Here is a 25,645-nt window from a genome sequence, read left to right as displayed (position 1 = left end):
TTTTTACTTTACAAGCTTGTAAATACAACCTATTGTTCTTTAATAATAAATATAATTTCATATAGTGAGAAAAATGAACATATATACCCGCTGCCAAATTGGCTTATTATCTTTCACCATTATTTGTCTTAACGGTTGTGCTAGCCACCCACGTCAATCCGTAGATTTACAGGAATATTTAAAAGGCTTTTTAGGAAAATCATCGGCGACCATTCAACAAGATATAAATCTACGTAGTCTTGGTTTTCAAGTCGCCGATACACCGCAAAAAACACCCAATCAGCTCATCTATACGATTTTGCGTCCTTTAAGCATTCCTATTCCGATGGTGAGTAATGTTGATATGAGAGGAAGCTCTATTCCTGTCCAATCAGGAAATCTGAGCGGCAATTCTTATGATATTAATTTCAATTGCAAAGTGATTTTCCAGCTTAAAAATGACATTGCCGAGTCAATTCAATATGAAGGTAAAGCCTGTTAAAACATAGGCATAAAAAAACGCAGCTCAACGCTGCGTTTTTTTATAATAAGCTTTTAAGCAAGAGCAGCTACAACAGCCTCACCCATTTCAGCCGTACCTACTTTTGTCATACCTTCAGACATAATATCTGCTGTACGCAAACCTTGATCAAGCACTTGACCTACTGCATCTTCAATTGCTTTTGCAGCAGCTTCTTCACGGAATGTGTAGCGAAGCATCATTGCAACTGAAAGAATAGTTGCTAATGGGTTTGCCACATTTTGACCCGCGATATCAGGTGCAGAACCATGGCAAGGCTCATACATACCTTTGCCATTTTCATCTAACGAAGCCGATGGCAACATGCCGATTGAACCTGTAAGCATTGCTGCTTCATCAGATAAGATGTCGCCAAACAAGTTACCCGTTACGATCACGTCAAACTGTTTCGGTGCACGTACAAGTTGCATTGCAGCGTTATCAACATACATATGTGAAAGCTGAATATTTGAATAATTTGCTTGCTGTAAATCAGTAACTGTTTGCTTCCAAAGTTCTGTAACTTCCAAAACGTTAGCTTTATCTACGGAACAAACCTTTCCACCACGTAAGCCTGCAAGTTCAAAAGCTACTTTTGCAATACGCTTAATTTCGCTTTCAGAGTAAACGTCGGTGTTATAACCTTGTTTTTCACCGTTTTCAAGTTCACGGATACCACGTGGCTGACCGAAATAGATACCGCCAGTCAATTCACGAACAATTAAAATATCTAAGCCAGCAACAATTTCAGGTTTTAAGCTAGAAGCATCTGCTAATTGCGGATATAAAATCGCTGGGCGCAAGTTAGCAAACAAGTTAAGTTCACTACGAATTTTTAAAAGACCACGTTCAGGGCGAATAGAGCGCTCAATAGTGTCCCATTTTGGTCCGCCTACCGCACCTAATAAAATTGCATCAGCTTTTTTTGCTTGTTCACTTGTTACTGCTGGGTACGGTTCACCATGCGCATCAATTGCCGCACCGCCTAATAAACCATGTTCCCAAGTTAACGATAAATTAAATTTTTCATTTACTGTATTTAATACTTTTTCTGCTGCCCCAACAATTTCAGGACCAATACCATCACCAGCTAAAATTAAAATCTGTTTAGACATGAACTTTTTTCCATTTTCCAAAGACAAGCAGTGCTACAACTACCGCGGTGTTAGTTTTTTCTGCTCAAGGAATTCACCTAGTCCTGTTGTAACATCAAATGGTCGACAAAAACGGCGAATGACATGCCCATCTTGTTCTAAATCGACACATAATGGATCTGGTACAGAAACATTCAGCAAACTACCCGAACGGTTAGATTTGTCTCGGTACATTTTAAATGTATAACGATGGTTAGCATTAAACTGGTGAATCACATGAAATGTTTCTGCACGATCCGGAGAGATCGGATAGAAACGGATCACCATTTCATATTGTTTAGCAGGCACAGATAAATATAAGCTGTTAGTTTGGCTAAGCACTGAACCTTGTAATCTCACAATCCCTTGATGAATTGCCTGATTACTAATTCTTCGTGTTTGCGCATCCACTACAGTAATATCATTTAGTCGTTCAAATTCACAACTCTTCGCGCCCGAACAATATATTGCTGCATTCTGCCCCAAATTTTCTTGTTCAGCCTGCTTAATGCGGACAGTATCCACTACATTGTAAGTGCTTTGACAAGCACTGAGTGTTATTGCGCACAGGCTCAACAAAAAGCTATGAGTAACGTTCCTCTTCATTGTTCAAGCCCAATCCTCATCTAGTGCATAATTCTAAGGTGTTTTTATGCTTTAGCATGTTAGCAAGAGTTTGAACGCTACGCCATGGCTATGTTTAAAATGTACCGAAAGGTTAATTCAACTCTTGGAATACCCAAGGACGAACTTGTTTAGTTTTTTCTTCATAAGCGCGAATTGCGTCCGCATTTTGAAGAGTTAAACCAATATCATCCAATCCATTTAACAAGCAGTGCTTACGAAACGGATCAACTTCAAATTTAAACGCTTCACCTGTTGGCGTACGTACTTCTTGAGCTGCTAAATCAATTGTTAATTGATATCCCTCATTAGCAGCACATTCTTTAAATAACTGCTCAACTGTTTCTTCTGGCAAAATGACAGGTAACATGCCATTTTTAAAACAGTTATTAAAGAAAATATCAGCAAAGCTTGGTGCAATAACGGTACGGAATCCATATTCATTTAATGCCCAAGGCGCATGCTCACGACTTGAACCACAACCAAAGTTAGTACGAGCAATTAAAACAGTTGCTCCTTGATAACGAGGCTGGTTTAAAACAAAGTCCGGATTTTTTGGACGTACTGAATTGTCTTGCCCCGGATAACCTTCATCTAAATAACGAAGTTCATCAAATAAGTTGTCGCCAAAACCAGTGCGCTTAATCGACTTTAAAAACTGTTTTGGAATAATTAAATCTGTATCAACATTGGCACGATCTAATGGTGCAACGATACCTTGTTCAACTGTATAAGCTTTCATGGTTTGCTCCAGACCGAATTAAAATGAACGAACATCAACGAAGTGACCAGCGATTGCAGCCGCTGCCGCCATTGCTGGGCTCACCAAGTGAGTACGACCACCATTGCCTTGACGGCCTTCAAAGTTACGATTAGACGTCGATGCACAGTGTTCACCTGGTTGTAACTTATCAGCATTCATTGCTAAACACATTGAACAACCCGGCTCACGCCATTCAAAGCCAGCTTCCAAGAAGATTTTATCCAAGCCTTCTTTTTCAGCCTGTTGCTTAACTAAACCAGAACCCGGAACAATCATGGCTTGTTTAATGGTAGATGCCACTTTACGACCCTTAACCACCTCAGCAGCAGCACGAATATCTTCAATACGGGAATTCGTACAAGAGCCAATAAACACACGATCAAGCTGAATATCAGCTAATGCTTGACCTGCATTTAAACCCATATATTGATAAGCACGTGTCCAGTCATTGCGTTGAACGTCATCTTTCGCTTGTTCTAAAGTTGGCACAGCTTCAGTAACAGGAATAACCATCTCAGGTGAAGTTCCCCAAGATACTTGTGGTTCGATTTCTGCGCCATTTAACTCAACTACAGCATCAAACACAGCATCTTCGTCTGAATGCAAGGTGTTCCAGTAAGCAACTGCTTGATCCCATTGCTCGCCTTTTGGTGCGTAGCTACGGCCTTTCACGTATTCAATAGTTTTGTCATCAACAGCAACCATACCGACACGAGCACCGGCTTCAATCGCCATGTTACATACCGTCATACGCCCTTCAATCGACATATCACGGAAAACTTGACCACCGAACTCGATTGCATAGCCCGTACCGCCAGCGGTACCAATTTTACCGATAATCGCCAACACCACATCTTTTGGTGTTACGCCTTTACCCAATACGCCATCTACACGAACTAACATATTTTTAGATTTTTTCTGAATCAAGCATTGTGTTGCTAACACATGTTCAACTTCAGATGTCCCAATACCATGCGCCAAGCAGCCAAAAGCACCGTGAGTCGCTGTATGTGAATCACCACATACGACCGTCATGCCCGGCAAAGTTAAACCTTGTTCAGGTCCAACCACATGCACAATACCCTGACGGATATCATTAATACTAAATTCAACAATATTAAAGGCTTTACAGTTGTCATCTAAGGTTTGAACTTGAATACGAGACGTATCATCTTCAATACCAGCGATGCCTTGGTCACGTTCCTTTTTAGACGTTGGAACATTGTGGTCCGGTGTAGCAACGTTTGCACTTAAACGCCATGGTTGACGATCCGCAAGTTGCAACCCTTCAAATGCTTGTGGACTTGTCACTTCATGCAATAAATGACGGTCAATGTATAGTAAACATGAGCCATCATCACGCTGTGAAACAACGTGGTCATCCCACAATTTGTCATATAAAGTTTTGCCTGCCATGTCGTCTTGCTCCATTGGACTGGGTAATTCTGATCTTTCTTCGATTATAGCCAGAGTTTCGCATAAATCTAATTTATCATTTTTATAAATTAGAAAACTTTTTGGAATAAATTGTGATTTCCGCAAGGTACATCAAATTTAATAAATCGTTTTTGTTAATGATTATCATTTGCATAATCAATTTTTAATCTTATACTCTAATGCCTATACTAAAAATATCTAAAGTGGCTAAAGAGAATGATCATGGCTAACATTCAAAAATTCGTTATAAATAATCAACGTACCTTAAAGAAAACCTTAAGCTATTACATTATGCATATTACTGTCGCAATGCTAGTCGCATACTTTGTAACAGGTAATATCTGGATGGCTTTAACATTAAGTATGCTTGAACCAACCGTACAAGCTTTTGCTTTTTTCTTCCATGAAAAAGTTTGGGCTGCTAAAGATCGCCGCATATCAGCCTTAGCTGAAAATGAAACAACGGCTTAGGCTAAGATTAGTGCGGTAATTCACAACTTTCTCACTCGTTTTGCTGCAAGCATGATACGATTTTGGCTCGGCAACTTTAGCCCCTCGATTTTTTTATTCCAAGTTGAGTTGTATTATGAATCTTGCAGCCTTTGAAGCTTTTGTAAAAGTTATGGAAACAGGGTCTATCTCTGTGGCAGCAGATCAGTTATTTATTACTCAACCTGCTGTTACCAAACGAATTCACAGCTTAGAAGAATATTTTGGCGTAAAACTATTCGAATCTGCAGGTCGAGGTGTTCAGGCAACTCATGCTGCACATTCCTTACTTCCTAAAGTTAAAAACTGGTTAAATGAGCTAGGTGATATTCACCATACGCTGAGCCATGAACAAACTCAGGTACAAGGCCGCTTAAAAATCGGTACGAGTCACCATATTGGTTTACATCATTTACCCGCACCACTTAAGCATTTTGTTCAGCAATTTCCTCAAGTCACCTTAGATGTGCATTTTGTTGACTCAGAGCAAGCCCATGAACAAGTATTGGCTGGTGATCTAGAACTCGCATTTTTAACGCTTCCTCCTTTAGGAGATGAGCGTCTTAACTACATTACAATTTGGAATGATCCTTTAGTTTTTGTTGCTGCCCCTTTTCATCCGTTGGCGCAAAAAAAGAATCTCACCTTACAAGATTTAATTGAATATCCAAGCTTATTACCCGCTGCACAAACTTATACTGCTCAAATCACTTTAGCTGAGTTTGAAAAACAAGGACTTAAACCAAAAATCACCATGAGCAATAACCCTCTTGAGTCTATTCGTATGTTGGTGTCAATTGGTTTGGGTTGGTCAGTTTTACCAAAAACTCTGTTGAATCAGGATATGCAGCAGCTTGATTTAAATGTTGAGATGAATCGTCAATTAGGCATGGTATGGCATCCTGCACGTACTCAATCTAGAGCCATGCAGGAGTTAATTAAAATGATGCAGGATGCATAAAAGGCTCTTATTTAAGCATCTACTCTAATTTAATTTATCCAAGCTTTAAGAGGCTTCGAATTTGTTGCACCATTTGGTTTTCATCAAGTATATGATGTGGAATCGTCATCGTTAATAGCTGATCTGATCGAAAATGGCGGTCTACTTCAAGCATAACGTGAGTTTGGTTAGGTTCAGCAACGAAAGAAACTTCAACCTCATTAAATCCGCTAAACATATGTGAAGAGACAAATTCAAGCTCTTGGTAACAACCAATGGTTGATCTAAAATTTCGCGCAGTCAGCTGCCCTTTTTCTACATCTACTGTCGATAAAACGAAGCCACATCGCTGCATAGCCTGTAGAAATATTTGCATGGCTGGAGTTGGCAGAACCTTTAGATAATCACGATCAGTTGCATCTAGCCCCCAATCAACATCCATATGGGTTTGAATCCAAACACGTGCACCATTTCGTCGACATGCAACCTCTGTAATCGGTGTCTCAAATGGTAGTTGAATACTAAAAGGGAAAGAATGCGCTTGATGTGCCGGCAAGAGGAATCGAGAGTTCACTAACCACTCTTGTAAAACTAAAGGTTGGTTAAACTCATGATCACCAGATTCGACTTCTGCCATCGTCACCAATTGCAAATAAAGACCATTAATCTCTTTATCAGACGATCCACCTTTAAAGCTAATTTCCCCATGCAATGTGCTGCCTGCTTGCAAGCTTGAGTTCTGTAAAACAGTTTCTACCGTCACACCTTGAAGGCCCAAACCAGACATAATTTTACTAAACATTTTTTCTCTAACCTTTCGAATTATTTCCTGTCATCTGTAGCAGCATACTTATTATTAAAGTGCTTCATCTCCAGCGAGTTGAATCTTACCATCTGCAACTTCATTCATAAATTGGTCATAGTCATTTAGATTACGTTCTGCATATTCTTCTGCATACGTTTGTAATATTTCTACTATCGTATTACCTTCGCCAAGATATCCCATAAGTACATCTGCATTTCCAGATTTAGCGTGGGCATGAGCTAAGGCTAAACCACAACTTTCGGCATACTCATAGAAATACTCATCATCCATGTCACTAAGATCAACCGAGATTTTCATATCACGTAACTGACGTACATGAAAATGTTGATTTGATATTGAAGAGAATCCAAGAAATATATCACTTGCGGCCTGCATAAGCTGCTGACCATGCACTACGCGCTCACCTTCGTGATTTACCTTGTCTACAAATAACGGGCTAAGAATTGATGGATTCGCTTCTTTCATTTGTAAAATTAACGGTTCCCGATCTGCATCCTGAAATAATGCAATCGCTGATCGTGTACCAACACTTCCGACACCCACCACTTTCAAAGCTACATCTGTACGTTGATAACGATCAAAAAGTACTTGGCGATCATATTTTAAAGAATCACGGTATTGTTGAAAGAATACATCAACATCTTTACCAAATGGCTCATTTGCACTTGGATGCCATAATAACGGCGCATCATCCACAAAATGACGAAATCCTGTATCTTGATCTTGCTGCGTAAGCTTCGGCAAAACAGAGTACGCCGTTCTTTTCTGTGCTGAATCAAGATGCTTCTCGCGTTTCTTTTTTAGTTTTCGACACTCAGTATTTTCTAATAACGTACTGGCATCAACTTTTTCATACCAAACTTGGAGTGGTGAAAGTTCTGTAATTTCTAATAAGTGCTGACGATAACTATTCAGCATTATTTTAATTGCTTTTAACCCGACTTTCTCTGCAAGATGAATATCACGTGCCGCGATTACAAAACTGGTTGCTAAGCGCTTTACATCCCATTCAAATGGGGCAACTAAAGTTTCGTCAAAATCATTAATTCCAAATAACAGGTTACGTTCGGGACTTGCAAAACCGCCAAAATTACTTAAATGACAATCCCCACAAATCTGTTGAAATAAGCCTGAGTTTACCGGCTCCCACGCTTGATCAAATAGCATCAAAGAAGGCATGCCACGATAAAATGTAAATGGAGAAACACTCATCCGTTTTGCACGAATCGGTTTGAGTTTTTCTAAACGACCTTGGTTACTCCAATCATAGATCGTTAAAGCAGTTGTACCTTTTGGTCGTTCAGAAAGTTTTGATAGGTGTTCACGTGGAACTTTTTTACGTTGAGCCTTACCTAATTTGAAGCCTTCGCTTTTATTTAGTAGTTTCCCCTCATAGCTATGACGTGTTAAATCAATACTTTCATCATTCCAAAGTTGTTTTGGTAATTTAATTTGTGCTGTTTTTGACATTATTTCCTCATTTTTAAATTAAATTTTTTTATATTCTGAAATCTTTGCCAAGATAGAATTTATTTTATTAATCATAGCAATATCTGTTTTTTTAGCTAAGATTTATAAGAAATATTAAAAAATTATTTTAAATATAGTTAAGAGTTGGAAGACCTCAAAACTTTTTAAACTGTTTTAAACTGTTCTTCCAACTCCACAATTTTAAATCGACCAGTCCTGAATGTCCCAGTTATGTTCTTGAGCCAGTTTTTCAAGACGATCATCAGGGTTTACTGCAATTGCATGCGTTGCATATTCAAGTAAAAAACGGTCATTAATTGAATCGGAATACGCCCAAGACTCAGACACGTTACGGCCTTCCAACCATGCATCTAGACGTGCAAGTTTGCCTTTTTGATAACACGCTAAACCAGCAACTTTACCCGTATATTTTCCGTCAGCCACTTCAGCATTGGTTGCTAAAATTTCGGTAATCCCAAATTCACGGAAAATGGGCGCAGTAATAAAATCACTCGTTGCCGTAATACCCACAATAGTATGGCCTAAATCTTGATGTTTTTTGATTGCATCAAAACCTTTTGGACGCATTTGCGGACGAATGACTTTTTGCATGAACAATTGGTGGAGCTCAGTTAAGTAGTCGTTGTCATGCTGCGTTAAAAATCCAAAAACAAATTCATTATAAGCATATGGGTCAAGTTGCCCTGCTTTGTAATCTTCATAAAATTTATCATTCATCTGACGATGATGAACCGGATCAACCAAACCCTCATTGACTAAAAATTCACCCCAAGAATGGTCTGAATCGGTATTTAACAAGGTATGGTCTAAATCAAACAACGCCAGTTTCATGAAAATTCTCGTTTAAACTGAAATTTAAGAAAAAAAATGTAAATCTATCTCCGCTAGTCGATAGAAATTCGTTAAGATCGTAGCAATTTAAACATTTTACTTTGATCTTTTCGAGCTGGACATAAAAAAGTGTTTGTCCCCGCGATTAAAGTCAACGATATAGACAATATTTAGGTAGCCAAATGATCGATTCAGAAGGTTTCCGACCGAATGTCGGGATCATTTTGGCAAACGATGATGGACAGGTTTTATGGGCAAAGCGCATTGGTCACAATGCTTGGCAATTTCCACAAGGAGGCATCCAGTTTGGAGAAACCCCTGAACAGGCACTTTTTCGAGAACTGAGAGAAGAAATCGGCTTATTGCCCGAACATGTCCAGATTATTGCGCAAACCAAAGGATGGCTGCGTTATCGTTTGCCACATCGGTACATTCGGTCAGACTCTGACCCCGTATGTATCGGACAGAAACAAAAATGGTTTTTACTGAAGTTAACTGCGCCTGCAAAAAATATTCAGTTAAACCTCTCCGACCCGCCCGAATTCGATGAATGGCAGTGGGTTAGCTATTGGTATCCTCTTGGACAAGTGGTGAACTTCAAGCGTGATGTTTATCGTAAAGCCATGGTGGAGTTGTGTACACAGTTGCCGATGCAACAATTACCCTAAAAATCATTTATCTAGCAAATGATTTTTATTAAAAGTGCTGTTATAAATACATTCATAGTCTAAAAAAATACTGGAGTATACATCCATGTCAAACATGCAACTCGACACTCTACGGCGCATTGTCCAAGAGGTTAATGCGTCCGTCAGTTTGCATGAATCATTAGACATCATGGTTAATCAGGTTGCTGAGGCCATGAAAGTGGATGTTTGCTCTATTTATTTACTCGACGAACGCAATCAGCGCTATGTATTGATGGCCTCTAAAGGCTTAAATCCAGAATCTGTAGGCCATGTTTCTTTGCAACTCGGTGAAGGCTTGGTTGGTCTGGTCGGGCAACGTGAAGAAATCGTTAACCTTGACAATGCGCCAAAACATGAGCGTTTCTTGTATTTACCTGAAACAGGCGAAGAAATTTATAACTCTTTCCTCGGCGTACCGGTCATGTATCGTCGTAAGGTTATGGGTGTTTTGGTTGTCCAAAACAAACTTCCTCAAGATTTTAGTGAAGCTGCCGAGTCCTTTTTAGTTACACTGTGTGCTCAGCTTTCTGGCGTTATTGCTCATGCTCATGCAGTAGGTAATATTGACGTATTCCGTAAGCCGAGTAATGGACCTGCCTACAAAACCTTTCAAGGCGCTTCAGGTGCAGGCGGTGTTGCCTTAGGTCGCGCTATTATTTTATATCCACCTGCCGATTTGGGTTCTGTGCCTGATCGTGAAGCAGAAGATATTAGCGATGAACTTCGAATTTTAGATCAAGCCATTTCATCAGTACGTTCAGAGATTCGTTCTCTGGATGAAAAAATGCATGATTCACTCATGGCCGAAGAGCGCGCTTTATTTAGTGTTTTCTTAAGAATGCTAGATGAAAATGCATTGCCAGCAGAAATTAAAGAACTCATTCGTGATGGACATTGGGCACAAGGTGCAGTACGTCGTGTCATTGAAAAACACACTGCCCTTTTTGCACAAATGGAAGACGACTATCTTCGTGAGCGAGTTTCTGATCTTAAAGATTTAGGGCGACGTATTTTAGCTTCTTTGCAAGAAGAAGACTCTAGCCATCGTGACCTGAGTCCAGACAGTATTTTAATTGGTGAAGAAATTAGTACTGCTGCTCTCGTTGAGTTGCCAGTAGACAATATTGCAGCGATTGTGACATCCGAAGGTGCAGCCAACTCACATATGGTAATTGTGGCTCGTGCATTAGGTATTCCCACTGTAGTTGGTGTAACTGAACTGCCAGTTAACACACTTGATGATGCAGAAATGATTGTGGATGCCTATCAAGGCCGTGTTTTTGTAAACCCTCCACGTCGTTTACGTCAACGCTATAAAGAAATCCAAAAAGAAGATGAACAAATCGCAAAAGATCTCAAACAATACGAGACCAAAGAAGCGATTACTCCAGATGGTGTGTCTGTTCAGCTCTATGTGAATACGGGCCTCATGATTGACGTAGTACGCGGAGTACAACGTGGCGCTCAAGGTGTCGGTCTATACCGAAGTGAAATTCCATTCATGTTACGGGAACGTTTCCCGGGTGAAGAAGAACAACGCGCAATCTACCGTCAACAGTTGAGCCATTTCGCCAACAAACCTGTGGTGATGCGAACTCTGGATATTGGTGCCGATAAAGACTTGCCGTATTTCAGTATTGAAGAAGAAAACTCGGCATTAGGCTGGCGTGGCATTCGTTTCACGCTTGATCATCCCGAGATTTTTTCTTCGCAAATTCGCGCCATGCTCAAAGCCAGTATTGGTTTAAATAATTTGCATATTTTATTGCCAATGGTCACTACAGTCAGTGAAGTAGAAGAAGTACTTTATTTACTTGAGCGTGACTGGATTGCAGTGCAAGAAGAAGAGCAAGTTAAAATTACCAAACCAAAAATTGGGATTATGGTTGAGGTGCCGAGCGTACTGCTACAAATTGATGAGTTTGCCGAACTCGTCGATTTCTTCTCGGTCGGTTCAAATGACTTAACCCAGTATTTACTTGCAGTTGACCGTAATAATCCACATGTGGCAAACGTTTACTCACACTTTCACCCATCCATTCTACGTGCGCTAACCCGCTTGGTTAAAGAATGTCATGAATACAAAAAACCTATCAGTATTTGTGGTGAGATGGCAGGTGATCCATTATCAGCAATTCTGCTCATGGCGATGGGCTTCAATACCCTTTCGATGAGTTCGAGTAACATTTTGCGAGTAAGAAAAGCAATTTGTCATGTCCCTATGACAGATGCACAAAAATTGCTGGATGATGTCATGAAAATGAATAATCCACTCATCGTGAAAAGTTGGCTTGAGTACTATTTTAAAACTCACGGTTTAGCTGATATGGTGAAATCGAATCGAATCGTAAATGTTTAATATATAAACAATAAAGGAGAGCAATGCTCTCCTTTATTCATTTGAGATCGCTTCTACTACAACTCAATATAAAAAATTTCATCTCACTATTGCCGCCATCTTAATCTATTAAATAAACATATAATCGGTTTTTTAAATCAATATTGACAGTTTAATCCATTTGAAAAATAAGACTCCTACTCCTAGTATATTTACAGAGCGTTATTAAAAGATCTTACGTTGTTCCAACAATTGAAGAGGTAATTCTATGCATCGTTATTTACAAGTTTCATCTTATTTTTCCTCTTGTTTTTTAACCTTCATGCAGTAAATTGGAGGAATAACAACTAAACGAATCTGATGCATTATTAAATAAAAAATAATGGCCGACATCTCAGTGAAAAGACTTTTAAACGGTTTCTCTCACCATTTGTTCTCCCATTTCTTTATTTAGTAAACATGAGTTTTTAAACCAGAAGTCCAGGAAAATGAGCCCTAACATTTTACGAAGAGCTCAATAATTATTACCCAGAGAGAATATAACCATGTCAGACGAATCAAAATGCCCTTTTTCAGGCCATAAATCAAAATCAGAGGTAACGGTCGGTGGTGGCACGCCTAGTTTACACTGGTGGCCAAAACAACTACGCGTCGACCTACTCAACCAACATTCAGAACGCTCTAATCCACTCGGTAAAGAATTTAATTACCGTCAAGAATTTAAAAAACTCGACTACTACACCCTCAAAGCTGATATCAAAAATGTATTAACCGATTCTCAAGATTGGTGGCCAGCCGATTGGGGAAATTATACAGGCTTATTTATTCGATTAGCATGGCATGCTGCCGGTACATATCGCATGGGCGATGGCCGTGGTGGTGCTGGTCGTGGTCAGCAACGTTTTGCGCCATTAAATAGTTGGCCTGACAATGCAAGCTTAGATAAAGCGCGCCGCTTATTATGGCCAGTTAAACAAAAATACGGTCAAAAAATATCTTGGGCAGATTTATTTATTCTTGCTGGAAACATCGCACTTGAATCTTCAGGTTTCCGCACCTTCGGTTTTGGTGCAGGTCGTGAAGATGTTTGGGAACCAGACAACGATGTAAACTGGGGCGATGAAAAAGAATGGTTAGCTCATCGCAACTCTGAAGCATTGGAAGGCAGCAATCTAGCTGCAACCGAAATGGGTCTAATTTATGTAAACCCTGAAGGCCCGCAAGCCAGCGGTGATCCAAAATCGGCTGCACCATTTATTCGCGCGACTTTCGGCAATATGGCAATGGATGATGAAGAAATTGTTGCCTTAATCGCAGGCGGTCATACTTTAGGTAAAACTCACGGCGCTGCCTCTGCTGACCATGTTCAGGCTGATCCTGAGGGAGCTTCAATTGAACAAATGGGCTTTGGCTGGTCAAACAGTTTTGGCACTGGTGTTGGTAAAGATGCGATCACTTCAGGTTTAGAAGTGATTTGGTCACAAACACCAACACAATGGAGCAACTACTTCTTTGAAAACCTCTTCAAATACGAGTGGGTACAAGAGCGCTCACCTGCTGGTGCAATTCAATGGGTAGCAGCAGATGCTGAGGCGATCATTCCAGATCCATTCGACCCATCAGTTAAACGTAAGCCAACAATGCTTACTACAGATTTGACCTTACGTTTTGATCCTGATTTTGAAAAGATCTCTCGTCGTTTCCTTAACGATCCACAAGCATTTGCCAATGCTTTTGCTCGAGCTTGGTTCAAATTAACTCACCGTGATATGGGGCCTAAAGCACGTTACTTAGGTCCTGAGGTTCCGGCTGAAGATTTAATCTGGCAAGACCCATTACCTGCTGCCAGCGCTATACCATCTGCTGCTAGCATAGATGATGCAAAAGCAAAAATTGTTGCATTGGGATTATCTGCTGGTGAGCTAGTTTCCCTTGGTTGGGCTTCGGCATCCACGTTCCGTGGTGGAGACAAGCGTGGCGGTGCAAACGGAGCACGTATTGCTTTATCACCACAACGTGAATGGGACGTAAATAAAAAAGCAGTTGAGACTTTAACTAAAATTGAAGAACTCAAAGCTTCTACTCACTTATCATTAGCTGATTTAATCGTGCTTGCAGGTAACGTTGGTGTAGAGCAAGCTGCTCAAGCGGCTGGTTTCAATATTAGCGTTCCATTTGCTCCTGGTCGTGTTGATGCATTACAAAGTCAAACTGATGTCGAATCTTTCCAATTACTCCTTGGCCTTGCCGATGGTTTTAGAAACTGGAAAAAAGAGGGTGTCAGCGCAACAACTGAGGCATTATTAATTGATAAAGCACAACAACTGACTTTGACTGCACCAGAGTTAACTGCATTGATTGGTGGCTTACGTGTACTGGGCACCAACTGGGATGGCTCACAACACGGTGTATTTACTCAGCAAGTTGGTGTACTTAGCACAGACTTCTTTACGAACTTACTCGACATGTCTACTGTATGGGCACCTGTTGACTCAACAAGCGAAGTATTTGAAGGTAAAGATCGTAAAACAGGCGCAGTAAAATTTACCGCAACACGTAATGATTTAGTCTTCGGTTCAAACTCAATCTTACGTGCATTAGCCGAAGTTTATGCTCAGGTAGATGGTAAAGAAAAATTTGTTCAAGACTTTGTTGCTGCATGGACTAAAGTCATGAATCTTGACCGTTTTGACTTAGCTTAATTTAAGTCAAAATAGTAAAAAGCCAGTTCAATTTGAACTGGCTTTTTTAATATCAAACATCGTTTTTTAAACAGTCAGTTTGTGTCCTTCCCGAATGCAATAAAAAGGATTTGCAAGCTTTGAAGAAGCTTTAATTGCCTGCGCTAGAGCATGCTCTGGGTCTTCTCGGTCTTCATCAGTCAACTGGAAAGTTCGATAATGAATCGCAATAGAACGATGAGCTTGTAAATCGAAGTGCGCATGTAGCGCATCTTGCGGGTTCATATGAACATAGCTCATCAGTTCACGTGGCTCATACGCACCTATTGGAAGTAAGGCAACTCGCGGTGCGCCATAACGGGCATGTATTTGCTTAAAATGACCCGCATAACCGGTATCACCCGCAAAGAAACAATGACCTGTTTTAGCCACGACCGAAAAGCCGCCCCAAAGTGCCTTATTCTGGTCGCGTAAACCACGACCTGAACCATGCTGTGCAGGTGTATAGATTATTCTTAATTCGTGATAGGGAATTTCTTGCCACCAATCCATCTCAATGACATGAAACTCTTTAGGTAGATAAAAACCATTCCCGAGTCCAGTGTAAATTGGCATTGCGAATTTTTTATGTAGCCATTCAAGTGTCGCCAAGTCCATATGATCATAATGATTATGGCTGAGCAAAACTCCATGAATCGTCGGTAATTGTTCTAGTGCAAAACCTGCCGGGCATACACGGCGTGGGCCACGCCCTTGTGAAGGACTTGCATAATCACACCACACTGGGTCGGTAATAAAGTTATAAGGGCCAATCTGAACCAATACCGTTGCATGCCCAACGAACCAGACTTGCCAATCATCCAGATCTGCCTGAGGTCGATTTTGCGGCAAAGCTACAGCCGTATTTACACGAGTTTCATATTCATTTTGAATATCCACTTTCCATGTAAAAGACTCACGCGTAACCAACCAACGCAATAACTCTTTTGAGCCACGAGCAGGTGACTTAGGCTGTTGATTATAAAAACGTGTATCCGTTTCATGCCCAGACTCGGGATGACAAAAAGGAGGTTTTATCCATGTATGCGTCCAACAGGACTGAGTCGGCAATTGATATGTTAATGTCGGCTTGTCTTTCATGGGCTTTTCTATGTTTTAGCATCAGCAGAATGGATGTGATCAGGTTTCTATCTTAACGATTAAAACAAATTAAGCTATGGCACTTACACTTATTTATCATATAAATATCCATTTTATCGTGGTCATAGCCAACCTAAGTTAAATTAGAGTGCCATAAAAAACACTTAGATGTGTTGAGTTTATGCGTCAGTAATTACCATTCTTACTAAGACTTCTTGTATAACATAACAATTAGAAGATGCCGAAAGCCGCCATAGAACCTGTCTATTTCATCTTTGTCACCCGTAATTTTTAACTTAAGATTCTTCTGTGCAATGAAAACAATATATTTAGTAACAATTACATTTGGGTAGATCTTAATGACCTATAAGTTATAAATTTATTTTATTATTCTAGTTTTTGCATAATATGAGAATTTCTTAAATGAATATTTAAATCCTTTAGAAAATTCTTTGATTAATTAAAAATAATGTATTTATTATTTAATTATTAATATATTTTATGAATTATTTGAGCTTATATTCCCATATTAAATCTTTAATGAAAATTAAAATTCCATTTATTTTATAAATACCTAAATCACCTTCACGCTATATCTATTTATGCTTTATACTTCACTTAAATCATAGTAAGACATTTTTTGGATTAGTCTTATGGAACTACGCCATCTCCGATATTTCATCACCGTTGCTGAAGAATTAAATTTTAGTAAAGCCGCTCTTAAACTTTTTACCGCACAGCCCTCTCTTAGCCAACAAATTAAAGATTTAGAAGAAGACGTTGGTGTACGACTTTTAAACCGCACAAAACGCAAAGTTGAGTTAACAGAAGAAGGCGAAGTATTTTTAGAACATGCTCGACTCACTCTCGCTCAGGCTGAAAAAGCGGTCGCTATGGCACGACAAGTTTCTAAGGCTAAACAGCAATTGTTACGTATCGGTTTCGTTCCCATCGCAGAAATGAAAATTTTCCCTTATGTACTTCCTAATCTTCGACTACAACACCCCGACCTCACCATTGAATTATCTAATTTAAACAATACTGAACAGCTTAAAGCCTTAAAAAAAGGAGAGCTGGACATTACGTTTACCCGTGAAAATACAGATAGTGATGAAATACAAAGCCAATTTGTTTTAACTGAACCCCTGATTTTCTTACTTCCTAAAAATCATCCACTTGCTCAATATGATCGAATCCCAGTCCATGCTTTACAAGGTATTGACTTTATTATCCCAGCAGCCGAACAATCACAAACCTTACATAACACCATTTTAGATTTCGCTAAAACTCATAACATCGAACTGAATATTGTTCAAAAAGCAGACAGCATATTATTCAATATTAACTCTCTTGGTTCTGGATTAGGCTGTACAATTTTACCTGCCTATGTTGCGCCTTTAGGCATCAAAAACACGATAGTTCGTCCACTTGATGTCGACTTACCAACACTTGATTTATTCGTAAATTACCGTAAAAACTCACAGTCTTTAGGCGTTCAAAAATTCATTGACCAGCTCACTAAAGTATTTCATTTAGATAAAAACTTAAACCACGCTTAATTATTACGAATAATTTTATTATTAAGCGCATGATTAATAAGATCATCTTTATAAAAAGTATAAATAAATATTCCTTTTATTTATTTTATACTTTTTATAAACAGTTTAATCCACGGTAATGTCCTATTTTACCTAATAGGTAAAATTAAATATCTCATGAATATAAATGAAAAGAATTGAAATAAAATCTATATAAAACCATATATTATTTTCACCATTTAATAAAAAATAATATATTTCCCGTGTAATAAAGGAGACTAGGAAAATGGTTGGCGTATTTCAACATCTAGGACGTAGTGTACAAAACCGCCCACATTTCTTTATTGCTTTATTCATAGGTATTGTCACAGCCGGTATTTTGACATGGTTAACATCATGGAAGTGGTCAACTATTTTATTAGTCAGCTGGAATGCTTCCGTTAGCATATATTTACTACATGTTTGGCAACTCATGAAAAGTGCCGACCATTCACAAATGCAACAGCAAGCTAAAAAACAAGATGAAAGCAAATGGGTCATTATGCTAATTGTTTTATTGGCATTAATCATGTGTCTGGTTGCTATTCTAATTCAACTGTCACAGCTTCCTTCTGATAGTTCTGCAAAGTTAGGCCATGTGGCTTTAGCTTTACTCACCATTGTTTCTGCATGGCTTTTTATGCATACCGTTTTTGCTCTACATTATGCCCATGATTTTTATATGGCTTTATCTAGAAATGAGGAAAATGGAGGGTTAGATTTCCCTGGCACAAAACAGCCAACTTATCCTGATTTTCTATATTTTAGTTATATTATTGGTACTTCTGCTCAAACTGCGGATGTGTCAATTACCACCAAGCACATGCGTCTTTTAAACTTATTTCACGCGGTGTTGTCTTTTGGATTTAATACCACCATTTTAGCGATCTGCATTAACGTTGCTGCTGGCTTTCTTACCAATTAAAACCTTTATTTGAAAACAAAAAAGCCACCCTTTTGGGTGACTTTTAAGAATATTAGGTTTACAGCAGTTGCCCCATAGTACTTTGTTTTAAGCCTTCACGCTGTTTGATCGTTTCAACATAACGGGTAATAGCAGGATGTGATTCAATCGCATTCATTTTTAACTGCCATAAAAGCATTGCTCCGACACTTACATCTGCTGCGGTAAATTGCTCACCACATACATACGGATTCGCTTCACTCAATCCCTGAACTAAAGCTTGATAAGCATCGTTGTAATCGCCATAGCCAACAAACATTTTTTGCTCAGGTGATACTTCTATGCCTAAAGCTTTATCAACACCCGCAGCTTCCCAAGGGCCCGCCATCACAAATAACCAACGATAGTACAAACCACGTTTCGGATCATTCAAGGCTGGTGCCAAACCTTTATCACTAAACTTATCAGCCAAATAAGCACAGATTGCACCCAACTCATAAATAACCACATCGCCATCTACCAATACCGGTACTTTTCCAAAAGGATTAAGTTTTAGATATTCAGGTGACTTCATTTCAGTCTTATATGCGACTTCAATTCGTTCACATTCAACACCTAACTCGACCAAAAGCCAGTCAATAACTACACCACGCGACTCTTTGTTAGTATAAAGTTTAAGGCTCATTCTTATTGCTCCTTGTTTATCGTAGTTCCTAGTTTACAAATAACTTTTGTCAGTTTTTGTCAGTAGTCCTTTGCATTTCTTGTTTCCACCATCTTTGAAACAGATGTTTTTTAAATTCAGGATATATTTCCTCACTCATTTGCAAGTCATGGATACGATCTATCCGAAAATGGCGAAATGCCTGCCGTAATTCACACCAAGCAGCAAGTACAACTTTGTCATGTAAATATCCTAAAGCAAAAGGCCAAAGTGAACGTTCACTTAACCGTTTTTGTTCATCGCAATAATCGACTTTTATTTTTACTTGTTTACGAATCGCTAAACGTACTTGTTCTACTAAAGCTTCATCAACCGGATGCCAGTAATGTGTAACGCCTAGCGTCATGTCATCGATCAAATATTTCCGGTGCTCAGGTAGAACTGCATAAAGTTTAGAATAGATTGAAACGGCTGCCGATTTCATTGCCTGATCTGGAACGTCTTTCAACCACTCTAAAGCTAAAAATAGAGCTTCGGCTTCATTCTCATTAAAAGTAACCGGTGGTAATAAAATGTCTTCTTTAAGCTGAAAACCTAAGCCTGCTGAGGCATCAATTCTTACACCTTGCTCACGTAAGCTATCAATATCTCGATAGACACTTCGAACACTAATGTTTAAGCTTTCAGCTAAGACTTGTGCTGTGATTGGGTAACGGGCTTCACGGAGCTGTTGTAAAAGATTTAATAGACGAATTGAACGGCTCATTTTTCTCTTCTTATTGTTTTGTTATTCAGCTTAAAGAAAGAGGGAACGTATTCCCTCTTTAATACTATTTCAATTTAAGCGACATCTACAGTAGATAACTGAGCATACCCTCTCAAAAAGCTGTGAAGCTCTTGTACATTTTTAGCAATCGTTAAAGGTTGAAACTTTTGCAGAACTTCAACCGAATGTACGCCATAGCCTACTCCAATACGCGGCATCCCTAAACGCTGTGCCATCTCAAGATCATAGCTGCTGTCACCAATCATGACTGCTTGCTCAACACTCACTCCAGTGGCTGTTAAGATTTCTTGCAGCATGAGCGGATCTGGTTTTGAACGTGTTTCGTTGGCTGCCCGAGTCACATCAAAAAGATGAGTACTTTGTGTTTTTGCGATTACACGGTCTAACCCACGGCGATTTTTACCCGTCGCAACTGCAAGTTTTAAACCTTGGGCTTTTAAATCATGGAGTAGTTCAGAAATACCCTCAAACCATGCATCACTAGTCGAGTTCGCAATATAGTGATCGCCATATGCCTTTAAGATCGAGTCATGCAATTCTGGCGCTTCTGGAAATAAGGTCTGCATCACCTCAGGCAAGCCTAACCCAATAATACTTTTTGCGGCTTCATCGCTTAGAGGCAGTTCATGTTGCTCTGCTGCATGTTGTAGGCTCGCAACAATCTGGCCAACAGAGTTATATAAAGTTCCGTCCCAGTCAAAAATTACTAATTCGGTTTTCAGACTCATTTTGCTACTCTCAAAGCCTTTAATAACTGGGTCATGTCTTCCGGTAACGGCGCTTCAATCGGTGGATAACCCGGAATATCTAAACGCATCGCGTGTAAACATAAACGTCGTGCCTGCGGACCTGCGTACTCAGTGGTATGTCCATATTTATCATCACCCAACAACGGATGTCCAATACTTAAACCATGTACACGAATTTGATGGGTACGACCTGATAACGGCGATGCATGAACCAAAGTGGCATTTTTAAAACGCTCTGCAACAACCCATTCGGTTTTACTCGGTTTACCTTCTTTAGACACACGTACACGACGCTCGCCATTGGCTAACTCATAACGAAATAAAGGGGCATCAATGAGTTGTTTATCGAGACTCACCTGACCTTTTACAATTGCCGCATAAGTCTTACGAATTTTGTGCTCACGCAACATATCTTGTAGCAGCTTTAAAGTACTACGTTTTTTGCTAATCATGACCAGACCAGAGGTATCACGGTCAATGCGGTGAATCAGTTCTAAATATTTTTTACCTGTCGCTGCGCGTAAAGCCTCAATCAAACCATACGCCACACCACTACCGCCATGTACAGCAATACCTGATGGTTTATTAATGACTAATAAGCCTTCATCTTCATAAACCACACGGCTGAGTAGGCTCTGTGCTACACTATCACTCACAGGAGCAGCGGTTTCATCCTTTTGTTCATAGCGAATAGGTGCAACACGAATCTGATCTCCAATCTCTAATTTGGTCTCAGCTTTAATACGTTTTTTGTTTACTCGAACCTGACCTTCACGAATCAAACGATAAATACGACTCTTAGGTACACCCTTTAAACGCGAAAACAGGAAATTATCAATTCGCTGTCCTGCTTGATGTTCATCCACCTCAAACCAAGTGACACTTTGCCATTGCTGTGTAGAATTCATACTAATATTTAAACCTGAAATTTTGCTAAATTTGATTAATAAATGACCGATTAGCTTAGTTTTTTCACAAGAAATCTAAGCTTAGCCCATAGGCAGATGCTGCAAGGTTTGATATAGTCAGCGCACGGATACCGCCGTAAGTGAACATCTAATAGGGAATTTCCCTGATTGAAACCTCAATCAAAATGATGCTTTCATCACCAGCTCGGATTGGTCCTAAAGAATTATGCCGACGCCGAAGGCTTATTATATCGGCAAAATGACAAACTGTTGCGTTTAATTCAGTTTGTTCAAAAAAATATGTTACCAACTCTAGTTGGTTATGGAACGTAAACTGATACACATCAGACAAATCGCTCCTTAATGTTGCCTTCAGGCTAAAGCGTTGATGCATTGGAACTGCCGAAAGCACCGATACGATGAGCATTCCGTATCAAACTTCCAAAAAGAAGTCACTTCGCGCCCAATGACAGTGAAAGTCATTAACCAATGCACCGCTCACCCGCCAGTGAAGCACTAAGGAAGTCCGATTTAAAGGTTGAAGCAGTATTGCCTACATCACAGACGAGAATCGAAGCTAAGGCTAAATGTAGCCGGTAACAGATGACTCAGACCACAAATATTTTGAGATCTGGGAAATGATCCGTCATGTTCGATGTTCGTTCAGAACCTTTAAGTTTGTGCGATATGTTTGTGTGGGTCACTATTAGGTGTCACACCCATGAAACGTATGTTGATTAATGCAACTCACGCAGAAGAAGTCCGCGTTGCACTTATCACTGGTAATCGTCTTTACGATTTTGATTTAGAGAATCGTACCCGAGAACAGAAAAAATCCAATATCTATAAAGGCCATGTAACCCGCGTAGAACCCTCTTTAGAAGCTGTTTTTGTTGAATACGGCGCAGGCCGTCAAGGCTTCTTGTCTATGCGCGAAATTGCTAACAGTTATTTCCAAGCAGACCCACGACAAACTTCAAACATTCGTGAACTTATCACCGAAGGTACTGAATTACTTGTTCAAGTCGAAAAAGAAGAACGTGGCAATAAAGGTGCAGCCCTTTCTACATTTATTTCACTTGCAGGACGTTATTTGGTTCTTATGCCAAACAATCCGAAAGGTGGCGGTATTAGTCGTCAAATTTCAGGTTCTGTACGTGAAGAATTAAAAGAAATTTTAGCTTCTTTAAATTTACCACGTGGTATGAGCGTTATTGTACGTACCGCTGGTATTGGCCGTACCCAAGAAGAATTACAGTTAGACTTACAGCATTTGCTTGACCTTTGGGCTCAAATCCAAGGCACAGCGAGCTCTGGCCCTTCTCCAATGCTAGTTCATCAAGAAGCTGGTGTTGTTACTCGTGCTATCCGCGATTATTTACGTGATGATGTTGCAGAAATTTTAATTGATAGCGAACAGGCTTATAACGAAGCTTACAACTTTGTTAAAGCAGTGATGCCTCGTCAATTAGACAAGCTCAAAACTTATACTTTAAACGAGCCATTATTTGCTCATTTTGGTATTGAAAGCCAAATTCAAACTGCTTATGAACGTGAAGTAAAACTTCCTTCTGGCGGTTCAATCGTGATTGACCAGACCGAAGCTTTAGTTTCAATCGATATTAACTCTGCGAAATCGACTCGTGGACATGACGTTGAAGAAACTGCGCTTAATACTAATTTAGAAGCAGCAGAAGAAATTGCTCGCCAACTTCGTCTTCGTGACATTGGTGGTTTAGTTGTAATCGACTTCATCGATATGACTAAAGAGCGCAACCAACGCATGGTTGAGGCAAAACTTCGTGAAGCAACTCAAAGCGATCGCGCACGTATTCAGTTTGGCCAACTTTCTCGTTTTGGCTTAATGGAAATGAGCCGTCAACGCTTACGTCCATCTCTTGAAGAAGCAACAGGTTATGTGTGCCCACGCTGTCATGGTACAGGCATGGTTCGTGACTTACGCTCACTTTCGCTTTCAATTATGCGTAAAGTAGAAGAGATCGCGCTTCGTGAACGTCATGGTGAAGTACAAGTAGAAGTACCTGTTGAAATTGCAGCATTCTTGCTCAATGAAAAACGTCATAGTCTTGTTTATTTAGAACAAACTTCTAGTGTTCGTGTGACTGTTTTGCCTCACCCGCACTTAGAAACACCTCACTACGAAATTCAGTACAATCCAGATGGATTTGCCCCATCTAGCTACGAACGTACTGAAGCAACTCGTTCAAGTGAAAAAGAGTTAGGTTATGAATCTTCTGAATGGCATTTAGAAGAAGCTGATCATGGCCATACTCATGCAGCCCCTGCTGCCAATAACGCAGCCAACCAAAAGAAAGCAAATCAAGCAGCTCAACCTGCTGCTCAGGCAAGCGCTCAAAAAGCAGCAAGCCCTTGTGCATGGTTAGAAAACCTTTTTGTGCAAAAACAAGCTCAAACAGTTGATCAATCTCGCTCAGCACAAAATGCTGCTGCCGCAATTGAACAAATGGTGAATACAGGCGCTGTTAGCCGTGGGCAGTTTGGACAAGTTGTAGCACCAGCTGTTGCTGAAGTTACTTCAGCTCCATCTAACAATGCTTATATTTCTCAATCTCCTGTTAAGCAGGAAGCACGTGAGAATGTTGAAAAAGACGATAAAGTACAACAGCAACGTCCAAACAACAAAAAACGTAAGCACAAAGAGCAACGTGAACAACATCAGCACCACCACAATCAAGAACCACAGCAACAACAGGTTCATGAAGAGGTTGTACAGTTATCACGCCAAGAGCAACGTGAATTAAAACGTCAACAAAAGCGTCAACAACAAGATCAGCCGCATGCGCAACATCAAAATGATGGGCAACAAGCTGAACATGCTGTACCGCGTCGTGACCGTAATAATCAACAACGTCCAAACCGCCCGAATCGCCACCGCGATCCAAGCGTATTAAATGAAAATCAAAATACGCCAGCACCAGCAGTTGTTGATGAAAAACAAATTAAGGTTGATTTGATTGATGCTCCACAGCATGAAGTCATGAATACAGCCTTAGTCATCAATGTTGATCAAGCACAAAGCGAAATTATTGCTTTAACGCCTGAGCAACCTGTTGAACGCACTGAAAAAGCACCTGTTGTTGAAGCTACTCAAGAATCAGCTCCAGTACCAGTTGTGGCAGTGGAAGAGACTGTAACTGCTGAAGCAGAAGCTCCTCAACCAAAAGCTGAGAAAACTCAACCGCAAGTTCAACGTGCAAGTAATGATCCTCGTATGCGTCGCCGTGAACAACGCAATGCAAAACGTGCTAAAGCTGCTGCACCATCAATTGCCCCATCGCAAATTCCAACGTTGGCGCAATATACAATTGGCAGCTTGATCCGTCATGTTTACGGTGAAGACTGCACAGTACTGATTGAACAGTTTGGTTTAGTTCCAACATTCAATCGTGCATTGCAGAAATTTGCAGAGCAATACGCAAGTACGCTAGTGACTGAAGTCGCAGCTGAAGCTGAAGACAAAAAGCCTGTTACTCGTGATGCTGAGCTTCCAAGTAATAAGCCTTCACAAGAAGCAGAACCTGCGCCAGTACTTCCGTTGACGCCACCGAAAGAAGCGACACCACGTGTTGCTAATGATCCGCGTGAACGCCGTCGTTTAGCGAAACTTGCAGCTGAACAAGCTTTTGAGCAAGTTAAACAACAACATTCTGCACCAGAAGAAGCTGCCCCTGTAGCTGAGACTGTAGAAGAAGCCGTTGTTGCTCCTACTGCTGAAACACAAGCACCTGTTGAATCAAAACAACAACCGCTTGAGCTTGATCAGCAAGTTGAAGTAGTAGCTAATGTAGAAGAGACACCAGCTGAACCTGTAGTAGAAGCTCCGGTTGCAAAACAGCCAAAAGCAGCTGCAAAAGCCAAAGCAGTTACAGAACAAGCTGTAGAGCCAACTGAAGCTTCTGCCGAGAGTGAATCAGAAGATTCTAAAGCTGATAAGGACAAACCAAGTCGTCCTCGTCGCCCTCGCGGCCGTCCACCAAAGAAAGCAAATCCTGTAGCTGAGTAAATCATTTGCTCAATTGCAGCTAATTTAAACAAACCTAGTCATTTCGATGACTAGGTTTTTTTTGTTATTTTTAACCAATTAGGTTGATTGCACTAGAAGAAAAGTTTTAAAAGCATGGTGAACCATGAAA

At 40.1% G+C, this 25,645-nt stretch carries 21 protein-coding genes; 9 read left to right on the top strand and 12 right to left on the bottom strand.

From position 1 onward, the window contains the following. Nucleotides 1-73 precede the first annotated feature (73 nt). Entirely contained in the window at nucleotides 74-481 is a 408-nt protein-coding gene (locus tag ACO6UW_RS02725; RefSeq protein ID WP_284108808.1) for a hypothetical protein, read from the top strand. A gap of 53 nt (nucleotides 482-534) precedes the next feature. Here the strand turns inward: ACO6UW_RS02725 and leuB are convergent, their stop codons facing one another. The 4 genes from leuB to leuC all read right to left on the bottom strand — a co-directional run bounded on the left by leuB (nucleotide 535) and on the right by leuC (nucleotide 4,435). Next, nucleotides 535-1,614 carry a 3-isopropylmalate dehydrogenase gene (gene leuB / locus ACO6UW_RS02720; RefSeq protein ID WP_002114882.1) on the bottom strand — a complete coding sequence of 360 codons (1,080 nt, stop codon included), beginning with the start codon at nucleotides 1,612-1,614 and terminating at the stop codon, nucleotides 535-537. A gap of 39 nt (nucleotides 1,615-1,653) precedes the next feature. Next, nucleotides 1,654-2,238: a hypothetical protein gene (locus ACO6UW_RS02715; RefSeq protein ID WP_348891790.1), complete on the bottom strand. Its 585-nt coding sequence runs from the start codon at nucleotides 2,236-2,238 to the stop codon at nucleotides 1,654-1,656. 112 nt (nucleotides 2,239-2,350) lie between these two features. Next, entirely contained in the window at nucleotides 2,351-2,998 is a 648-nt protein-coding gene (leuD, locus tag ACO6UW_RS02710; RefSeq protein ID WP_002114814.1) for a 3-isopropylmalate dehydratase small subunit, read from the bottom strand. An 18-nt stretch (nucleotides 2,999-3,016) separates the two neighbouring features. Further along, a complete protein-coding gene (gene leuC, locus ACO6UW_RS02705) occupies nucleotides 3,017-4,435 on the bottom strand; it encodes a 3-isopropylmalate dehydratase large subunit (RefSeq protein WP_017482005.1) in 1,419 nt (472 codons plus the stop codon). Between the two features lie 237 nt (nucleotides 4,436-4,672). On the opposite strand from leuC, the gene ACO6UW_RS02700 reads away from it, so the two are divergent. Further along, complete coding sequence (locus ACO6UW_RS02700) at nucleotides 4,673-4,927, top strand: DUF2061 domain-containing protein (protein ID WP_250734116.1); 255 nt, start codon at nucleotides 4,673-4,675, stop codon at nucleotides 4,925-4,927. A gap of 115 nt (nucleotides 4,928-5,042) precedes the next feature. Continuing rightward, entirely contained in the window at nucleotides 5,043-5,906 is an 864-nt protein-coding gene (locus ACO6UW_RS02695) for a LysR family transcriptional regulator (protein WP_250734118.1), read from the top strand. 34 nt (nucleotides 5,907-5,940) lie between these two features. Here ACO6UW_RS02695 and ACO6UW_RS02690 read toward each other — a convergent pair whose 3' ends face one another. The 3 genes from ACO6UW_RS02690 to ACO6UW_RS02680 all read right to left on the bottom strand — a co-directional run bounded on the left by ACO6UW_RS02690 (nucleotide 5,941) and on the right by ACO6UW_RS02680 (nucleotide 9,033). After that, nucleotides 5,941-6,687 carry a sporulation protein gene (locus ACO6UW_RS02690; RefSeq protein WP_250734120.1) on the bottom strand — a complete coding sequence of 249 codons (747 nt, stop codon included), beginning with the start codon at nucleotides 6,685-6,687 and terminating at the stop codon, nucleotides 5,941-5,943. A 54-nt stretch (nucleotides 6,688-6,741) separates the two neighbouring features. Continuing rightward, entirely contained in the window at nucleotides 6,742-8,181 is a 1,440-nt protein-coding gene (locus ACO6UW_RS02685; protein ID WP_284108807.1) for a DUF2252 domain-containing protein, read from the bottom strand. A 201-nt stretch (nucleotides 8,182-8,382) separates the two neighbouring features. Then, nucleotides 8,383-9,033 carry an HAD family hydrolase gene (locus ACO6UW_RS02680; protein WP_002115098.1) on the bottom strand — a complete coding sequence of 217 codons (651 nt, stop codon included), beginning with the start codon at nucleotides 9,031-9,033 and terminating at the stop codon, nucleotides 8,383-8,385. Between the two features lie 182 nt (nucleotides 9,034-9,215). Here ACO6UW_RS02680 and ACO6UW_RS02675 point away from each other — a divergent pair, with 182 nt between their 5' ends. The 3 genes from ACO6UW_RS02675 to katG all read left to right on the top strand — a co-directional run bounded on the left by ACO6UW_RS02675 (nucleotide 9,216) and on the right by katG (nucleotide 14,762). Beyond that, on the top strand, nucleotides 9,216-9,701 hold the full coding sequence (locus ACO6UW_RS02675; RefSeq protein WP_000567255.1) for an RNA pyrophosphohydrolase: 486 nt from the start codon (nucleotides 9,216-9,218) through the stop codon (nucleotides 9,699-9,701). An 85-nt stretch (nucleotides 9,702-9,786) separates the two neighbouring features. Then, nucleotides 9,787-12,081: a phosphoenolpyruvate--protein phosphotransferase gene (ptsP, locus tag ACO6UW_RS02670; RefSeq protein ID WP_005066019.1), complete on the top strand. Its 2,295-nt coding sequence runs from the start codon at nucleotides 9,787-9,789 to the stop codon at nucleotides 12,079-12,081. A gap of 524 nt (nucleotides 12,082-12,605) precedes the next feature. After that, the gene (gene katG, locus ACO6UW_RS02665) at nucleotides 12,606-14,762 is read left to right on the top strand and encodes a catalase/peroxidase HPI (RefSeq protein ID WP_057076917.1); all 2,157 of its coding nucleotides are present in this window, start codon (nucleotides 12,606-12,608) and stop codon (nucleotides 14,760-14,762) included. 66 nt (nucleotides 14,763-14,828) lie between these two features. Here the strand turns inward: katG and ACO6UW_RS02660 are convergent, their stop codons facing one another. Beyond that, complete coding sequence (locus tag ACO6UW_RS02660) at nucleotides 14,829-15,881, bottom strand: MBL fold metallo-hydrolase (RefSeq protein WP_005066015.1); 1,053 nt, start codon at nucleotides 15,879-15,881, stop codon at nucleotides 14,829-14,831. Between the two features lie 653 nt (nucleotides 15,882-16,534). Between ACO6UW_RS02660 and hcaR the strand changes: the two genes are divergently transcribed. Both hcaR and ACO6UW_RS02650 read left to right on the top strand, forming a co-directional pair. Beyond that, nucleotides 16,535-17,440, top strand: a complete 906-nt coding sequence (hcaR, locus tag ACO6UW_RS02655) for a DNA-binding transcriptional regulator HcaR (RefSeq protein WP_005066014.1) — start codon at nucleotides 16,535-16,537, stop codon at nucleotides 17,438-17,440. A 265-nt stretch (nucleotides 17,441-17,705) separates the two neighbouring features. Then, complete coding sequence (locus ACO6UW_RS02650; RefSeq protein WP_002115060.1) at nucleotides 17,706-18,383, top strand: DUF1345 domain-containing protein; 678 nt, start codon at nucleotides 17,706-17,708, stop codon at nucleotides 18,381-18,383. Nucleotides 18,384-18,441: 58 nt separating this feature from the next. On the opposite strand, the gene ACO6UW_RS02645 is transcribed toward ACO6UW_RS02650, so the two are convergent. From ACO6UW_RS02645 to ACO6UW_RS02630, 4 genes are all read right to left on the bottom strand, one after another. Next, nucleotides 18,442-19,047, bottom strand: a complete 606-nt coding sequence (locus tag ACO6UW_RS02645) for a glutathione S-transferase family protein (RefSeq protein WP_005079230.1) — start codon at nucleotides 19,045-19,047, stop codon at nucleotides 18,442-18,444. Nucleotides 19,048-19,096: 49 nt separating this feature from the next. Then, entirely contained in the window at nucleotides 19,097-19,792 is a 696-nt protein-coding gene (locus tag ACO6UW_RS02640) for a helix-turn-helix transcriptional regulator (RefSeq protein WP_002114898.1), read from the bottom strand. A gap of 74 nt (nucleotides 19,793-19,866) precedes the next feature. Continuing rightward, nucleotides 19,867-20,541: an HAD-IA family hydrolase gene (locus tag ACO6UW_RS02635; protein WP_057077258.1), complete on the bottom strand. Its 675-nt coding sequence runs from the start codon at nucleotides 20,539-20,541 to the stop codon at nucleotides 19,867-19,869. Beyond that, on the bottom strand, nucleotides 20,538-21,470 hold the full coding sequence (locus ACO6UW_RS02630) for an RluA family pseudouridine synthase (protein WP_005066005.1): 933 nt from the start codon (nucleotides 21,468-21,470) through the stop codon (nucleotides 20,538-20,540). The genes ACO6UW_RS02635 and ACO6UW_RS02630 overlap by 4 nt, the downstream gene beginning before the upstream one ends. 721 nt (nucleotides 21,471-22,191) lie before the next feature. On the opposite strand from ACO6UW_RS02630, the gene ACO6UW_RS02625 reads away from it, so the two are divergent. After that, entirely contained in the window at nucleotides 22,192-25,515 is a 3,324-nt protein-coding gene (locus ACO6UW_RS02625; protein WP_057077259.1) for an Rne/Rng family ribonuclease, read from the top strand. The last annotated feature ends 130 nt before the right edge of the window (nucleotides 25,516-25,645 follow it).

The organism is Acinetobacter sp. JADD-222 (assembly GCF_049310645.1).
This window is presented reverse-complemented; position numbering and strand designations above follow the sequence as displayed.

What these genes read in the sequence shown, in the direction of transcription:
- ACO6UW_RS02725 (WP_284108808.1), top strand. Translation starts at nt 74, where the DNA reads ATGAACATATATACCCGCTGCCAAATTGGCTTATTATCTTTCACCATT.
- leuB (WP_002114882.1), bottom strand. Translation starts at nt 1,614, where the DNA reads ATGTCTAAACAGATTTTAATTTTAGCTGGTGATGGTATTGGTCCTGAA.
- ACO6UW_RS02715 (WP_348891790.1), bottom strand. Translation starts at nt 2,238, where the DNA reads ATGAAGAGGAACGTTACTCATAGCTTTTTGTTGAGCCTGTGCGCAATA.
- leuD (WP_002114814.1), bottom strand. Translation starts at nt 2,998, where the DNA reads ATGAAAGCTTATACAGTTGAACAAGGTATCGTTGCACCATTAGATCGT.
- leuC (WP_017482005.1), bottom strand. Translation starts at nt 4,435, where the DNA reads ATGGCAGGCAAAACTTTATATGACAAATTGTGGGATGACCACGTTGTT.
- ACO6UW_RS02700 (WP_250734116.1), top strand. Translation starts at nt 4,673, where the DNA reads ATGATCATGGCTAACATTCAAAAATTCGTTATAAATAATCAACGTACC.
- ACO6UW_RS02695 (WP_250734118.1), top strand. Translation starts at nt 5,043, where the DNA reads ATGAATCTTGCAGCCTTTGAAGCTTTTGTAAAAGTTATGGAAACAGGG.
- ACO6UW_RS02690 (WP_250734120.1), bottom strand. Translation starts at nt 6,687, where the DNA reads ATGTTTAGTAAAATTATGTCTGGTTTGGGCCTTCAAGGTGTGACGGTA.
- ACO6UW_RS02685 (WP_284108807.1), bottom strand. Translation starts at nt 8,181, where the DNA reads ATGTCAAAAACAGCACAAATTAAATTACCAAAACAACTTTGGAATGAT.
- ACO6UW_RS02680 (WP_002115098.1), bottom strand. Translation starts at nt 9,033, where the DNA reads ATGAAACTGGCGTTGTTTGATTTAGACCATACCTTGTTAAATACCGAT.
- ACO6UW_RS02675 (WP_000567255.1), top strand. Translation starts at nt 9,216, where the DNA reads ATGATCGATTCAGAAGGTTTCCGACCGAATGTCGGGATCATTTTGGCA.
- ptsP (WP_005066019.1), top strand. Translation starts at nt 9,787, where the DNA reads ATGTCAAACATGCAACTCGACACTCTACGGCGCATTGTCCAAGAGGTT.
- katG (WP_057076917.1), top strand. Translation starts at nt 12,606, where the DNA reads ATGTCAGACGAATCAAAATGCCCTTTTTCAGGCCATAAATCAAAATCA.
- ACO6UW_RS02660 (WP_005066015.1), bottom strand. Translation starts at nt 15,881, where the DNA reads ATGAAAGACAAGCCGACATTAACATATCAATTGCCGACTCAGTCCTGT.
- hcaR (WP_005066014.1), top strand. Translation starts at nt 16,535, where the DNA reads ATGGAACTACGCCATCTCCGATATTTCATCACCGTTGCTGAAGAATTA.
- ACO6UW_RS02650 (WP_002115060.1), top strand. Translation starts at nt 17,706, where the DNA reads ATGGTTGGCGTATTTCAACATCTAGGACGTAGTGTACAAAACCGCCCA.
- ACO6UW_RS02645 (WP_005079230.1), bottom strand. Translation starts at nt 19,047, where the DNA reads ATGAGCCTTAAACTTTATACTAACAAAGAGTCGCGTGGTGTAGTTATT.
- ACO6UW_RS02640 (WP_002114898.1), bottom strand. Translation starts at nt 19,792, where the DNA reads ATGAGCCGTTCAATTCGTCTATTAAATCTTTTACAACAGCTCCGTGAA.
- ACO6UW_RS02635 (WP_057077258.1), bottom strand. Translation starts at nt 20,541, where the DNA reads ATGAGTCTGAAAACCGAATTAGTAATTTTTGACTGGGACGGAACTTTA.
- ACO6UW_RS02630 (WP_005066005.1), bottom strand. Translation starts at nt 21,470, where the DNA reads ATGAATTCTACACAGCAATGGCAAAGTGTCACTTGGTTTGAGGTGGAT.
- ACO6UW_RS02625 (WP_057077259.1), top strand. Translation starts at nt 22,192, where the DNA reads ATGAAACGTATGTTGATTAATGCAACTCACGCAGAAGAAGTCCGCGTT.